General features: G+C 60.5%; 11 protein-coding genes. 5 read left to right on the forward strand and 6 right to left on the reverse strand.

The annotated features are described in order from the left end of the window. Nucleotides 1–16: 16 nt before the first annotated feature. On the reverse strand, nt 17–739 hold the full coding sequence (locus NTD81_RS06860) for a 4'-phosphopantetheinyl transferase (RefSeq protein WP_262180836.1): 723 nt from the start codon (nt 737–739) through the stop codon (nt 17–19). A 116-nt stretch (nt 740–855) separates the two neighbouring features. On the opposite strand from NTD81_RS06860, the gene NTD81_RS06865 reads away from it, so the two are divergent. The 4 genes from NTD81_RS06865 to NTD81_RS06880 all read left to right on the forward strand — a co-directional run bounded on the left by NTD81_RS06865 (nt 856) and on the right by NTD81_RS06880 (nt 4848). Continuing rightward, nucleotides 856–2034 carry an MFS transporter gene (locus NTD81_RS06865; protein ID WP_262180839.1) on the forward strand — a complete coding sequence of 393 codons (1179 nt, stop codon included), beginning with the start codon at nt 856–858 and terminating at the stop codon, nt 2032–2034. A 109-nt stretch (nt 2035–2143) separates the two neighbouring features. Further along, the gene (locus tag NTD81_RS06870) at nt 2144–2749 is read left to right on the forward strand and encodes a hypothetical protein (protein ID WP_262180841.1); all 606 of its coding nucleotides are present in this window, start codon (nt 2144–2146) and stop codon (nt 2747–2749) included. 60 nt (nt 2750–2809) lie between these two features. Beyond that, on the forward strand, nt 2810–3487 hold the full coding sequence (locus NTD81_RS06875; protein ID WP_262180844.1) for a response regulator: 678 nt from the start codon (nt 2810–2812) through the stop codon (nt 3485–3487). Then, on the forward strand, nt 3484–4848 hold the full coding sequence (locus NTD81_RS06880; protein WP_262180846.1) for an ATP-binding protein: 1365 nt from the start codon (nt 3484–3486) through the stop codon (nt 4846–4848). The genes NTD81_RS06875 and NTD81_RS06880 overlap by 4 nt, the downstream gene beginning before the upstream one ends. 65 nt (nt 4849–4913) lie before the next feature. Here NTD81_RS06880 and NTD81_RS06885 read toward each other — a convergent pair whose 3' ends face one another. Next, nucleotides 4914–5912 carry an AraC family transcriptional regulator gene (locus tag NTD81_RS06885; protein WP_262180848.1) on the reverse strand — a complete coding sequence of 333 codons (999 nt, stop codon included), beginning with the start codon at nt 5910–5912 and terminating at the stop codon, nt 4914–4916. 333 nt (nt 5913–6245) lie between these two features. Here NTD81_RS06885 and NTD81_RS06890 point away from each other — a divergent pair, with 333 nt between their 5' ends. Further along, nucleotides 6246–7559: a dicarboxylate/amino acid:cation symporter gene (locus tag NTD81_RS06890; protein ID WP_262180851.1), complete on the forward strand. Its 1314-nt coding sequence runs from the start codon at nt 6246–6248 to the stop codon at nt 7557–7559. A 79-nt stretch (nt 7560–7638) separates the two neighbouring features. On the opposite strand, the gene NTD81_RS06895 is transcribed toward NTD81_RS06890, so the two are convergent. The 4 genes from NTD81_RS06895 to NTD81_RS06910 all read right to left on the reverse strand — a co-directional run bounded on the left by NTD81_RS06895 (nt 7639) and on the right by NTD81_RS06910 (nt 14861). Further along, complete coding sequence (locus NTD81_RS06895; protein ID WP_262180853.1) at nt 7639–8958, reverse strand: LLM class flavin-dependent oxidoreductase; 1320 nt, start codon at nt 8956–8958, stop codon at nt 7639–7641. 35 nt (nt 8959–8993) lie between these two features. Continuing rightward, nucleotides 8994–10418 carry an NAD-dependent succinate-semialdehyde dehydrogenase gene (locus NTD81_RS06900; RefSeq protein ID WP_262180855.1) on the reverse strand — a complete coding sequence of 475 codons (1425 nt, stop codon included), beginning with the start codon at nt 10416–10418 and terminating at the stop codon, nt 8994–8996. 51 nt (nt 10419–10469) lie between these two features. Beyond that, nucleotides 10470–12959 carry a TonB-dependent receptor plug domain-containing protein gene (locus tag NTD81_RS06905; protein ID WP_262180858.1) on the reverse strand — a complete coding sequence of 830 codons (2490 nt, stop codon included), beginning with the start codon at nt 12957–12959 and terminating at the stop codon, nt 10470–10472. 312 nt (nt 12960–13271) lie between these two features. After that, entirely contained in the window at nt 13272–14861 is a 1590-nt protein-coding gene (locus NTD81_RS06910; protein WP_262180860.1) for an ABC transporter substrate-binding protein, read from the reverse strand. Nucleotides 14862–14886: the final 25 nt, after the last annotated feature.

The raw sequence follows: 14886 nt of genomic DNA on the forward strand, positions 1-14886 counted from the left end.
GTTTAGCGGATTTGCCTTATTTTTTGGCGCTTTGCTCAATGCTTATCAGGCTCAAGAGATAGCCCTCGAACTCAGTGAATTGCCCGTTCAGCAACGCGCCGGCCTGCCACTCAGGACTCAGATCGAGCAACAGGCGCAGTTGTCCCTGCTGCGCATCGACTGTCAGCAGTTCGGCGTCGTGGAAGTAGAAGCGCTTGAGCGTGAGCGGGTAGAGCGCCTTAAACAGGCTTTCTTTCAGGGAAAAAGTCAGGGTGATCAGCTGTGCTTGCGCGCTTTCGGATAAGCCTTGCAGGCGCTCCAGCTCCGCCGCGGTGAGGATCTCGCCGGCCAGGCGCTGGGCGCGTTCTGCGGGGATCAGTTGCTCGATATCCAAGCCTAAACTTTGCCATTGACGGCTTAAGCCGACCACCGCGCCAGCCCAGCCAGTGCTGTGGCTGATCGAGCCGCAAGTGCCTGCGGGCCACTGCGGCGCGCGGTCGGCCCCACTGGCCGGCACGTGGCCTTGGCCGGTAACGCGGCGCAGCGCTTCGCGGGCGCACAAACGGCCGGCCAGGTATTCGGCCTGGCGTTTGGCCACGGCCTTAATCGGCTCAATGGCGCAGCGATTGAAGTCATCCGCCTGCAGCTGACTGGGGTCGAAGCGCGTGCTCAGCAGGCGCACTCCGGGCACCGCCACAGGCAGTGGCCAGTGGTCGTTAAGGGCAGTACAGCAAGCGGGGAGGTAGTAGGGGGTAGTCATGGCCGCTAGTTTGCCTTGCCCCGGCAGCGCCAACCAGTGCTTAGGCCTGTCTACGGAATGTGCTTAGCATGCTAATCTTTGCCCACTGGCGTTCTAGAGCTGCTTGCGAGATTCCGATGTCCATAGAAACCACCCACCTGATCCAGGGCAGCGCGGCCTACCGGCGTGCCACCCTGGCTCTGTTCTGTGCCGGATTTGCCACCTTTGCCTTGCTCTATTGCGTGCAGCCGTTGCTGCCGTTATTGGCCGGGCATTTTCATGTCTCCGCCGCTGTCAGCAGCTTGGCGTTGTCTTTCACCACCTTAAGCCTGGCCCTGTTTTTGTTGATTTCCGGCGCTCTGGCCGAAAGCTGGGGGCGCAAGCCGGTTATGGCGGCGGCTCTGGGGCTGGCCTCGCTGCTGGGGATCGCCTGCGCCTTTGTCGATAGCTGGAGTCATCTGCTGTGGCTGCGTGCCTTGCTGGGTTTGGCCTTGAGCGGTTTGCCGGCGCTGGCCATGGCGTATGTGGGGGAGGAGTTCGATCCCCAATCGCTGCCGGCGGCCATGGGCCTGTATATCGGTGGCACGGCTTTGGGTGGCCTGCTTGGGCGCTTACTGGCCGGTTTGCTCAGTGATATCGGTGGCTGGCAGTTGGCCTTGGGCGGTATCGCGCTGTTGGGCTTGCTTGCCATGGGCCTGTTTGTCTGGTTGTTGCCCGCCTCGCGGCATTTCACCGCGCAGTCGTTATCGCTGCGCGGCTTGCTTGGCAACTTCGCCCTGCATTTACGTAACGCACAGTTGCAACGCCTGTTCCTGCTGGCGTTCTTGTTGATGGGTGGCTTTGTCGCGCTATTCAACTATGTGGGCTTCCGCCTGGCCGGGGCGCCGTTCAACCTGTCCTCGACCGTGATCGGGATGCTGTTTACCGTTTATTTGGTCGGTATCTTCAGCGCCGGCTGGGCAGGGCGCTTGGTTCCGCGCTTGGGACCACGGCGGGTGATGCTCGGCGGCATTGGCCTGATGCTGATCGGCGTGGCCCTGTGCGCGGGGCCTTGGTTGGTTTTGGTGGTGCTGGGTTTGGGGCTGTTTACCTTGGGCTTTTTTGCGGCTCACGCAGTGGCCAGCGGGCAAGTCGGCCAGCGTGCCCATGGCGCTAAGGCGCAGGCCTCGGCGCTGTATCTGTGCAGTTATTATTTGGGCTCCAGCGCCATTGGCTATGGCGCGGGCTATCTGTGGCAGCACGCCGGCTGGTTACCGATGCTGGCGGCATTGGCTTTGGTGTTTGTGTTGGCTGCTTGGGTGGTGCGCAAAGTTTAAGCGTGATTTTGTTCAGTGAAGGTTCAGTGAGAGTTCAGGGGTGGTTCAGGCTCTGGCGTGCAATCTAGCCCCAGAGTTAAACGAAGCAACCCCTACTGAGGAACACACCATGAAACTGACTCTGAACAAACTCGCGATTGCAACTTCCCTGGCTTTTGTCGCCGTAACCGCTAATGCCTCCGACACCTTTGTCGGTACCACCTACGGCACAACCAGCAACAACATCCAGAAGTCTAAGTCGCTGAACCAAAACCTTAACCACCCCAACCTCGATAAGGTTATCGACGACAGCGGCACTTGGGGCATTCGCGCTGGTCAGAGCAACGACATGGGTCGTTACTACATGACCTACGAGTACACCTCGGACACCAACAAGGGCTACAAACTGCGTCAGCAAAACCTGTTGGGCAGCTACGATCTTTATCTGCCAGTGGGCAGCTACGGCACTAAGTTGTTTGGCGGTGGCACCGCGGGTTTGGTTAAGTTGGATCAAGACAGCCGTGGCATGAAACGTGACAGCGACGTTGGTTACGCCATTGGTTTGCAGACTGGCCTGCTGCAGCCGATCACCCGCAATGCCTCGATCGAAACTGGCTACCGTTACCTGCGTACCAATGCCGGCACCGAGATGGCACCCCATGGCCAGGGTAAAGCCGGCTCCCTCGATCTGCACAGCAGTGGAGAGCTGTACCTTGGCACGAACTGGCAGTTCTAACCGACAACCCAAACAGCTGGTCGGGCCTCAGGCCCGGCCATTACCCGTAGGAGTTGTGGCATGAAATTACTGGTTGTAGAAGACGAGGCCCTGCTGCGTCATCACCTCTACACCCGCTTAGCCGAGCAGGGTCATGTGGTCGATGCGGTGGGTGATTCTGAAGAAGCGTTGTACCGTAGCGAAGAGTACAACCACGATCTGGCGATCATCGATCTGGGCTTGCCGGGCATGGGTGGGCTGGATCTGATCCGGCAACTGCGCAGCCGAGACAAAAGTTTTCCGATTTTGATTCTGACCGCCCGTGGCAATTGGCAGGACAAGGTCGAAGGCCTAACTGCCGGTGCTGACGATTACGTGGTCAAACCTTTCCAATTTGAAGAGCTGGAGGCGCGGCTTAACGCTTTGTTGCGTCGCGCTTCGGGCTTTACACAAGCCACCATCAGTGCGGGCGAACTGCAGCTGGATCTCAACCGTAAACAAGCTACGGTGGCCGGCAGCAGTCTGGGTCTGACCGCATTTGAGTACCGCATTCTGGAATACTTAATGCGTCATCAGCAGCAGGTGGTGGCTAAAGAGCGCCTGATCGAACAGCTGTATCCCGATGACGAAGATCGTGATCCCAATGTGATTGAGGTGCTGGTCGGCCGCTTGCGGCGCAAGCTGGACGCGGCTTTGGGCAATAAGCTGATCGACACCGTACGTGGTCAGGGCTATCTGTTCACCGAGCGTTGTCGATGACTTTGCTATCCCGCTCCGGAGGCTCCTTACGCCTGCGCCTGATGCTGGGGGCCGGCGCTTTGGCCGTGGTATTTATGCTGGCGTTGTTGCCGGTGTTGCGTGGCGCCTTTGTCATCGCCTTGGAGCAATCCATTGAACAGCGCCTAGCCGCCGATGCGGCGGCGTTGGTCTCGGCAGCGCGCAGCGAGCATGGCCAGCTGCGCATGCCGGATAAGCTGCCGGATGAAGAGTTCTCCGGCCTGCAGTCCAAGCTGCTCGGTTTTATATACGACCGCCAGGGCAAGCTGGTGTGGCAGTCGCGGTCAAGCGAGGGGCGCGGTTTAAGTTACCAGCCCAGCTATGACGGCAAGGGCTATATCTTTACCGAGGCCCGCGATGCTCAGGGCCAGCAATTCTTCGTCTATGACGTGGAAATCGACCTGCTGCGTGGTGAAACCGCCGCCTACAGCGTAGTCACCATGCAGCCGGACACCGACTTCCAGCTGATGTATTCGGGCTTTGCGCACCAACTGTATCTGTGGTTGGGCGGTGCCTTGGTGGTGCTGTTGGGGCTGCTGTGGTTCGGTCTGACCTGGGGCTTCCATAGCTTGCGTGGTCTGCGCGCCGAGCTGGACGCGGTGGAGGCGGGCACTCGGGCTGAGTTAAGCGATCAACACCCGCGGGAAATGTTGCGCTTAACGGGCTCGCTAAACCGTTTGCTGCTCAGTGAACGGCAGCAGCGTGAGCGTTATCGGCATTCGTTGGATGATTTGGCCCACAGCCTGAAAACCCCGCTGGCGGTGCTGCAAGGGGTGTCTGAGGGCATGGCCGAGCAGGTCGAACAGCGCGATCAGGCGCAGGTCCTGCAGGCGCAAATCGAGCGCATGAGCCAGCAGATTGGCTATCAGCTGCAACGGGCCAGTCTGCGCAAAAGTGGTTTGATCCGTCACAGCACCTGCTTAGCGCCCTTGCTCGACACCCTCGGCGCGGCGTTGGTTAAGGTTTACCGGGACAAGCACGTCACCTTAGAGCGCCAGTTTAGTGTTGAGCAGTTGCTGCCCATTGAGCAGGGCGCCTTACTGGAACTGCTCGGTAACTTGCTGGAAAACGCCTACCGCCTGTGCGTCAGCCAGGTGCGGGTGAGTGTGCGCAGCTTGCCGGGTTACTGTGAGCTGTTGATCGAGGACGATGGCCCTGGCGTACCGGTAGCGCAGCGCGCGCGTATCGTGCAGCGCGGCGAACGCATGGACACCCAGTTCCCTGGTCAAGGCATCGGCCTGGCGGTGGTGCAGGATATCGTCGAAAGCTTTGCCGGCGAGATGATCATCGAGGACTCGGACTTAGGCGGCGCACTGTTTCGTCTGCGCTTTAACCTGAAGTAGCCGTTGGCATCCTGACAAGAGCCTGGCCGCGCCGGCGGCTGGGCCCGGCGAGCAGTCAGCTGCGCTTAGCTTTCCTGCGCGCGGTAAGCGCCGGGGGTCAATCCGGTCCACTTCTTAAACGCCCGATGAAACGCCGACGGCTCAGAGAAGCCCAGTTGCTCGGCAATATCCTGAATAGGCAATTCATGGCGGCCCAGCAGGTAGATCGCCAGGTCGCGGCGCAGATGGTCTTTGAGTTCCTGAAAGCTGGAACCCTCTTCACGCAAATGCCGGCGCAGGGTTTGTGAGCTCATATGCAACTGCCGGGCGACCGCATCCAAGTCTGGCCAATGCTGGCAATCGCGACCGAGCAGGCGGCGGATCTGGCTGATCAGGCTATCGCCGCCATCGGGGCGCGCGAGCAGATCCGCCGGTGAGTGCTCAAGAAAGTGCTTAAGGGTGCGTTCATCTTGCAACAGCGGCATGCTCAGGTAGCGCGCATGGAACAGCAAGCTGGTGCGCCCCGCACCGAAGCGGCGGCTACAGGGGAACAGCAGCTCGTACTCGCTGGCGTGCTCGGGCTGCTGGTAGGTAAAGGTGGCTTCTTCCAAGCGGATACGTTGGCCGATCAGCCAACTGGCGAGGCGATGCCAGATCACCAGCAGGCTCTCGGTGAGGAAGTGATCCGGGTCCCACAGGTTGGAGTCGTCCACCGCCAAGCGCACCCAATCACCTTCGCGGTGCAGGCTGATGGTCGGGGCATCGGGGAACAAACCGTAGAACAGCGCACCACGGCCCAGGGCCTTCTCCAGAGTGCGGCAATGGATGATGGCATGGCACATCATGGCGAAAGTGCCGCGTTTACTGCGTTGCTGGCCAAAGCCCAGGTATTCGTCGTCGAGACTTTGCCAAATCAGCTGCAACAAGTGGGCGAACTGCTCCGGGGCGATACGCGCTTTGCTCTGCTCCAGCAGCGCCGGCTGAATGCCGACTTGGCGCAATAGCGTATTGCTGTCGCGGCCCATGCGCAGGGCGCCGCGCAGGGCGGCGCGGACAAAGTGGCTGGCAATGGTGCGTTCACGCATGGTTAAGGCTCTGGCACGGACGCTTGGATCTTAGCCAGCGGGGTGCGGTCTCAACAAGGCATCGGCCTGATTTGTTCAGCAATCGGCGTGGGATTCCCGCCACTTGGCCGGTATGCCTTAGGCGGGAATCCGCCAACTATGCCCTCGAAATTCATCTTATAAGTTTATAACTCGATGAAATATAAGGCTTTGTCTGGTTTTTCAGGGGTTGGCATAAGCCTTGCGATAGGGCTACCACGCTGCGCTTGGCGCAAGCACAACAATAGCCTCCCAAGACAGGGAGGTAGCCGGCCTCGATTGGCTATGCCTACGACCCACGCTGAGGAATGATTCATGACTGCCACGCCGCTGGATACTCCGCGCAAACCCTTTTACAAGATTCTTTATGTACAAGTGCTGACGGCCATTGCCATCGGCATTTTACTCGGCCACTTCTACCCGGAAACCGCAGTCACCCTTAAGCCTCTGGGCGACGGTTTCGTCAAGCTGATCAAGATGGTCATCGCGCCGATCATCTTCTGTACCGTGGTCAGTGGTATCGCCGGCATGCAGGACATGAAAGCCGTGGGTAAAACCGGCGGCTACGCGCTGATGTACTTTGAGATCGTCTCGACCCTGGCCTTGCTGATCGGCCTGGTGGTGGTCAACGTGGTGCAGCCTGGCGCCGGCATGCATGTCGACCCCAGCACTTTGGACAGCAGCTCGGTAGCCACCTATGTGAGTGCCGGCGCGCAGCAATCCACCGTGGCCTTCTTGCTCAATGTGATCCCCAATACCGTGATCGGCGCCTTTGCCAGCGGCGACATTCTGCAGGTGCTGTTCTTTGCCGTGCTGTTTGCCTTCTCCTTGCAGCGCATGGGTGACTACGGGCGGCCGGTGCTGGAGTTTATCGATCGCATCGCCCATGTGATGTTCGGCATCATCAACACCATCATGAAGCTGGCGCCGTTGGGTGCCTTCGGCGCCATGGCCTTCACCATCGGCCAATACGGCGTGGGCTCGCTGGTGCAACTGGGTCAGTTGATGCTGTGCTTCTACATCACCTGCATTCTCTTTGTACTGCTGGTGCTGGGCAGCATCGCCCGTATGCATGGCTTCAGCATCCTGCGTTTTATCCGTTATATCCGTGAAGAGCTGCTGATCGTACTCGGTACTTCGTCTTCCGAGTCGGCTCTGCCAGGCATGCTGAAGAAGCTGGAAAAACTCGGCGCCAACAAGTCGGTAGTCGGTCTGGTGATCCCCACGGGTTACTCGTTTAACCTCGACGGCACCTCGATCTACCTGACCATGGCGGCGGTGTTTATCGCCCAAGCCACCGATACCACCATGGACATCACCCACCAGATCACCTTGCTGTTGGTGCTGCTGATTGCCTCCAAAGGTGCGGCGGGGGTGACGGGCAGTGGCTTTATCGTGCTGGCGGCGACGCTTTCGGCAGTCGGCCATCTGCCGGTAGCCGGCTTGGCGCTGATCCTCGGTATCGACCGCTTTATGTCCGAAGCCCGTGCCCTGACCAACCTGGTCGGCAACGGCGTGGCCACTGTGGTGGTGGCCAAATGGTGTAAGGCGCTGGACGAAGACACCCTGCAGCGTGAGTTGGGCCACGGCGGCAAGTCGTTGAGCGAAGACACGAGTCGCAACAGCTAAGCGGCTGCGCTGAACAAACACCCCGCCAGGCTGCGCTTGGCGGGGTGTTTTTTTATTTAGCCTGCATATTGTGTGTGGCTTAGGCCGGCAGGGCTAAACCCAGATTCTCGCGCAAGGTGCTGCCGCTGTATTGGCTGCGGAACAGACCACGGCGCTGCAACTCCGGCACCACCCGTTCGAGGAAGTCATCGAGGCCTGCCGGCATATAGGCTGGCATCAGGTTAAAGCCGTCGCAGGCGCCTTCTTCCAGCCACTGCTGCATATGGTCGGCAATGTGCTCAGCGGTGCCGACCAGGAGGTTGTGTGAGCGGTTGGCTGCGTAGTTTTGCGCCACTTGGGCGAGGCTCAAGCCGCGCTCGCGGGCGTCGCGAATGACAACCTCAAAGCGGCCACGGCTGCCTTTGAGCTTGTCGATGATATCCGGGAACAGCTCATCCAGCGGGTGCTGGGACAGGTCGTAGTTCATGCTCGCCGACATAAAGGTCAAGCCCGCCAGCGGGTGGGTGCGTTCCTTGAGCTGCGCTTGCAGTTCCTCGGCCTGGGCCTGGCTACGGCCTACCAGCGGCACCAGCCCGGGCATGATTTTCAGGGATTCTGGGGCGCGCCCAGCGCGTTGCGCCCGCGCTTTGAGGTCGGCGTAAAAGTCTTTGGCGCCGGCCAGAGTCGGCTGCACAGTGAAGATCACATCCGCCTCGCTGGCGGCCAAGTCGCGGAAGTCTTCCGATTGCCCGGCCTGGATCACCACTGGCCGGCCTTGCGGCGTACTCGGCACATTGAGCGGGCCGCGCACCTGGAACCATTCGCCCTGGTGGTCAAGGTAATGCACCGCCTGCGGGTCATAGAACTCACCGCTGAGTTTGTCGGCCAGCACCGCATCCTTGCCCCAGCTTCGCCACAGACCTTTGACCACCTGAATAAACTCACCGGCGCGGCGATAGCGGCTGGTGCGTTCCAGATGCTCGCTGCGGCTGAAGTTATGCGCTTCGCCATCGCTGGTCGAAGTCACCGCGTTCCAGGCGATACGGCCACCGCTTAAATGGTCGATGCTGGCAAACATGCGCGCCACATGGAACGGTTCGTTGTAGGTGGTCGAGGCGGTGGCGGCCAGGCCGATATGGCGGGTCAGGGCGCTGAGTGCGGCGATCAGGGTAATCGGCTCGGCCGAGGTGGAAGGACGGTAGCGCACCGCTTCGCGGAAGTCGCCGGCATAGATGTCGTCCACCGCCAGACGATCGGCGATAAAGATCATGTCCAGGCAGGCGGCCTCGGCCTTGCGTGCGATCTCGGCGTAGGCCTGCAAGTCGAGGTGGCGGGTGACCTCGGCCTGGGGATGGCGCCAGCCACCAAAGTGGTGACCGTTGGCCATCAAAAACAGGCCGAGGTGAAGGGTCTTGCTCATGGCGGGTCCTTAGCTGTGATCAGCTTGGGTTGTTATTAGAGTTGCGAGACGTATTTGCGCACCAAGTAGCCGTCAAAGGTTTCGCTGCCGCCTTCGCTACCGATGCCGCTGTCTTTAATGCCGCCAAACGGGGTTTCCGGCAGGGCGATGCCGAAGTGGTTGATGCCGATCATGCCCGCCTCCAGTGCCGCCGAAGCCTGGTTGGCCTGGCGCAGCGAGTTGGTGAAGACATAAGCCGCAAGGCCATAGGGCAGGCTGTTGGCGCTGCGGATGGCTTCCTGCGGGTCGCTAAAGCGCAGCACCGGCGCAATGGGCGCGAAGGGCTCGTCATGGAGGATGGCCGCATCGGCGGGCACCTCAGTCAGTACGGTCGGCGCCAAGAAGTGCCCGGCACTGCCCAGTTGCTCGCCGCCCAAGGCAATCTGCGCGCCTTTGCTGCGCGCGTCTTCAATCAAGCGCAAGCTGGTGTGCAGGCGGCGCTCGCTGACCAGTGGGCCCATCTGCGTGCCAGGCTCCAGGCCATTGCCGACTTTGATGCTGGCGAGGGTCTTGGTGAAGTGTTCGAGGAAGCGTTCGTAGACTTGTTCCTGAATAAAAAAACGCGTCGGCGAGATGCACACCTGACCAGCGTTGAGCACCTTAAAGTGGGCCAGATGTTGCGCCGCTTGCTCGACATCGGCGTCGTTAAATACCAGTACCGGCGAGTGGCCGCCCAGCTCAAAGGTGGTGCGCTTCATGTATTGGCCGGCCAGCGCCGCCAGCTGTTTGCCCACCGGAACCGAGCCGGTAAAGGACACTTTGCGCACGATCGGCGAGCGAATCAGTTGCTCGGACACCTGCGCCGGTTCTCCCCAGACGATGTTCAGCACCCCGGCCGGCAGCCCTGCGTCGTGCAGCAGTTGGGCCAAGGCCACCACGGCACTGGGCGATTGTTCCGGGCCTTTGAGAATGATGCTGCAACCGGCGCCAATCGCCGCGGCGACTTTCTTCACCGCCTGCGACAGCGGGTAGTTCCACGGCGTGAAGGCGGCGCATACGCCGACTGGCTCAAGCGTCACGCTCTGGCGCACATGGGCTTGGCGCGCGGGAATGATGCGGCCGTAAATGCGCCGGGCTTCTTCGCCATGCCATTCCAAGTGCTCGGCGCTGCTGTGCACTTCACGCAGCGCTTCGGCCAAGGGTTTGCCTTGATCGAGGGTGAGGTTATGGGCGATCTGCTCGGCCCGTTCCCGAGCCAGTGCCGCGGCACGGCGTAGCACCGCCGAACGCTCGGTGGGCGCACTGGTGCGCCAGCTGGCAAAGGCTTGTTCGGCACTGCTTAACGCCAGCTCCAGGTCACTGGGCAAGGCGTGGGGCAGTTGGCCAATCTGGCTGCCGTCGGCTGGGTTAAACACCGCCTGGCTGGGGCGGTTTGTGTGGATAAATTCACCTGCGATATACAGCGCCAAGGGTGGGTACATGGGGCGTTCTCCAAGACGCCCCGTTCAGCCGGGGCGTGGTTGCGGTGCGGGTTAGAAATCCAGTGACAGGCGGCTGTAGTAGTAGCCACCGGTCAAACCATAGGGCGAATACAGGCCGTAACCGTTGACGCCTTGGCCGGTAATCGGGCCGATCTTGTCGGGGTATTTGTCGAAGAGATTGTTGGCGCCAATCGCCACCTTGAGCTGGCTGGTGATGGCGTAGTCGATATCCAGATCGGTGATCCAGGTCGGGCTCCACGTGCGGTCATAGGCGCGCCCGCCAGCACTGGCCTGGAAGTATTCGCCATAGCGGGTGCCGCGCAGGTTGACGGTGAAGTCGCCGACTTGCCAGTTACCACTCAGGACAAACTTGCTGGTCGGTGAGCCCTTGCTCAGATCACTTTGCGCCTCATAGTCAAACAGCGTGTAGCTTGAGCCCAGGGCGGCCAAGGCCGCTGGGGTGTCTTTCACATCGGTGACCTTGGTCTTGTTCCAGTTCAGCCCTGCGCTCCATTTCACCGAGCCGAACTTGCCGTAGTTCTGCAGGTAGTCGAGCACCACGTCGACGCCATGGGTGCGGGTGTCGATGGCGTTGGTGTAGAACTGCGCGGCGATATCCGATTGCAGGCCGTTGGCGGCGAGGATGTCGCTGACCGCAGGCCCAGACAGCACGCTGGCCTCGACGATGCGATCGGTAATTTTGATCAGGTAGGCATCGGTGGTCAGGCGCAGGTTAGCGAGGGGCTCATAGGTAAAACCGACGCTGTAGTTCAGCGACTTCTCTGGCTTTAGCGCCTCGGCGCCAAGGGCTTTGGCGGCCGGTGAGTCTACCGGCAGCACCTTGACGTCATAGGAGGTGCTGGTGCCCGGGCCGGTGACCAAGGTGCGAGTCCAGGACGAGGCATAGATCGACTGGGCAATCGATGGCGCACGGAAGCCGTTACTGACGGTGGCGCGCAGGGAAAACTGCGGGGTCAGCTCGTAGCGGGTCGACAGCTTGCCGCTGGCCGAGTCGCCGGCGTCGTCATCGTAATGCTCCAAGCGCCCGGCCACGCCGACGTACCACTTGGCCGTGGGGTTAAAGCCCAGATCGAGATAGCCGGCGTAGTTGTTGCGGCTGTCGCTGTTGGCTTCCTCGGGGCGAAAGCCACTGCTGGCGGTGGAGCCGGCAGGCGGGGCAATGCCGGCGTAAGGGCCGGTAGGAATGACATAACCGCCGCTGGCGTAGGAGTCTTCATCACCGGCGCCGATGCTGAATTTCTCGTAGCGGTGCTCCACGCCAAAGGACACATCCAGCGGCTTGGCCAGGCCGATATCGAAGGAGCGGGTGAAGTCGAGGTTGCTGGTCAGTTGCTCGGCGGTTTGGCTGCCTTGGTCAAAGTTCGTGCCGCTGGCATCGCCAAACGAGGGGTTGAAGTCGTTGCGACTGGACAGCCAAGCCTTGTTACGCCCGTAGGTGCTGCTCAAGTCCCAGGCCCAGGCATTGATTTCGCCACGGGCGCCGACGGCGGTCTGCCAGTCGTGCTCTTCGATTTCGCGGATCGGCAGGTAGCCGTCGGGGTAGCGGCTGCTGTTGCCGCTCAGGCTGTTGGGCCGCACATAGGAGGCGCCGGCCTCGGACTTACGAATACTGAAGGTGGAAAACGAATACAGCGAGGTGACATCGTCCAGCGGCAGTTCGGCGTTGTACGAGGCGTTCAACAGCTCGTAACGCGGCTGGCCGTAGCTCCAGGAAATATCACGGCTTACCGTACTTTCCCGTGGGTCAGGGCTGCCATCGGGCAATGGGTTGTAGAAGTCGCCCAAGGCTTTGTCGGCCCGGTTGGCTTTGTTCTGGCTGCGCACATCAAGGGCGAAGTTGATAAAGCCTGAGTTGGGCAAGGCAGTGCCTAAGTTCAGTGCCTGGGTGGTGACGGCGCCGCCGCTGCCGTAGTTGTGGCCCAAGGTGGTGGTGCTGTTGCCGCCTTGGTCGGCGTTTTTCAGGATGATGTTGATCACCCCGGCGATGGCATCGGAGCCGTATTGGGCGGCGGCGCCGTCGCGCAGGACTTCGATATGGTCGACTGCGCTGACCGGGATCAAGTCCAGATCCGCCGGCTGTGAGCCGTTGTTCATGTACGAGGAGATATTCACCAGCGCCGTGGTGTGACGGCGCTTGCCGTTTACCAACACGAGGGTCTGATCGGCATTGAGGCCGCGCAAGCCAGCGGGGCGCACCATGGACGACGAGCCGCCGCCGGGAATCGCCGGCAGGTTAAACGACGGCAGTAGGCTGTTCAGCGCGGCGGTGAGGCCGGCGCTGGTTTGCCGTTGCAATTCTTCGCCTTTGATCACGTCAATCGGTGCCGGGCTGTCGGTGATGGTGCGCTGTGTACCGCGGGCACGGTTGCCGGTGACCACTACAGTTTCCAGCGGTTTGTCGCTGTAACCGGACGGGCCGTCGGTGTCGGCGAAGCTGTGGGCGCTCAAGGTAACCAGGCCTGCGCTGAGGCTCAGGCGGATCAGGTCGGGCACGGGTGTTCGGCGCAATTGGCTATTCACGTGCTTAAACTCCAGTGATCTTAATGTCGGTTGGCTTTGTAGTTATTAGTGCGGCTGCGCGTGCCCGGTGTGGCATGGCTGACATCGCTGGATGCTGCGCCCAGAACTGTTTAGGTGTTTGCACAACAGTTGCGGGACAGGCTATGCGGCGGCCGTTAACTGGCCAGCGTGATTGCCTGAGGGGAGTTTAGGGAGGCTTTAAAGATTCGTAAAAGACATATAGTGCATAACTTAATATGCAAATATATTTTGTATCGGTGGAGTGAAAAAAGCCCCCGCTGTTTGTCATGGCGGGGGCTCTCTAGCGCAGGCTTATTTTTTCACTAAGCCTGAATACACCGGGGTGTCGAACGCCGGGCCCGAGACAAAGCCGCTGAGGTTGTGGCGCAGGGCGGTTTGCTCGTTCTGCTGAAGCAGGAAGATATAGGGCGAGTCCGTCAGCACTTGGCGTTGTAAGTCCTGATACAGGGCGATGCGCTTATCACTGTCGCTTTCCTGCGCAGCCTTATCGACCAGCTCCGGCTGGCTAAACTGCCAATGGGTGCGCCAGGCGGCAGCCTTCATGGGCGAGTTGTCGCTGTCATCTGGGTTGGGGATCAGGAAGCCGGCCGAGGAGTGTGGGTCGCTGTAATCATGGGACCAGTAGAAGAACATGGTGTCGTACTGGCGACTGCGGTAACGGTTCATGGCCTGGTTAACGTCGATCACCCGCAGGTCGACCTTGATCCCGGCCTTGCCGAAGGTTTCCTGTATCGCTTGCGAGGCTTGCAGCCAAGGGAACACGTTGGCGGCGTCGAGGCTGATGCTAAAGCCATCGGGATAGCCGGCCTCTTTCAGCAGTTGCCGGGCTTTTTCCGGGTTAAAGCTATAGGGGTTTTCGTCCAAAGAGCCAAACACGCCTTTGGGCACGAAGGTCTGATGGATGAACCACTGGCCGGAGAGCAGGTGCTCGCTGATGTTCTGGTAGTCGATCAGCCAGCGCAGCGCCTCACGCACCTTAGGCTTGGCCAGCACCGGGTTGCTCAGGTTCAGCGCCAGGTACAGCTCGGAGACTTTGTTCTCTTCGTGCAGGCTAATCTCGGGGTTGTTCTTGAGCGCCTGCACTTGCTCGGGGCGCAGGTCGCGGGCGATGTCGATATCGCCTTTTTCCAGCAGCAGACGCTGCGCCGAAGGCTCCGGCACATGGCGCAAAATCACCCGTTTGACCTGCGGTTTGCCGCGATAAAAGTCGTCGAAGGAATCCAGCACCACCACGTCGCCAGCCTTCCACTGCTTGAGGCTAAAGGCGCCGGAGCCGGCTGAGCGGGTCTTTAGCCAGGCGTGGCCGAAGTCGCCATTCTGAGCGTGTTCGCTGACCAGCTTGGCGTCGACAATCGAGGCCACGCCGGAGGTCAGGGTATTGAGCACCAGGGTCGGTGCCCAGGCTTTGTTCAGTTCAAGAACCAAGCGGTTATTTTCCACCCGCACTTTCTGCTCGACGTTGGCTGCGGTCCAGCCGTATTGATCGAGAATAAATGCCGGCGTCAGGCCCAGTTTGATCACCCGTTGCAGCGAGAACGCGGCATCCTCGGCGCGCACCGGGTTGCCGGATTGGAAGTGCAGGTTCGGGCGGATACCGATGCTGAAGACCTTGCCGTCAGCCGACACTTGCCAGTCGCTGGCCACGCCGCCTTCGAGCTTGCTGAAGTCCTGCGGGTTATAGGTGAAGAGGCGGGTATAGAGATTATTGATCACCTCACCCCCGGTAACCTCAAAGGTTTCTGCCGGGTCGAGGGTGAGGATATTGGTGATGTCTTTGCCCATCACCACGGTGTCTTTAGGCGTGGCGGCATACAGGTTGCCGGTCAGGATAGCGGCCAGCAGACTGAGGCTGGCTACCAGCGTTACGGGGCGTTGCTTCATAGGAGCTCCTAACGAGTGAGGCAGA

It is taken from the genome of Pseudomonas sp. 5P_3.1_Bac2, from assembly GCF_025465995.1.
GTDB lineage: Bacteria > Pseudomonadota > Gammaproteobacteria > Pseudomonadales > Pseudomonadaceae > Aquipseudomonas.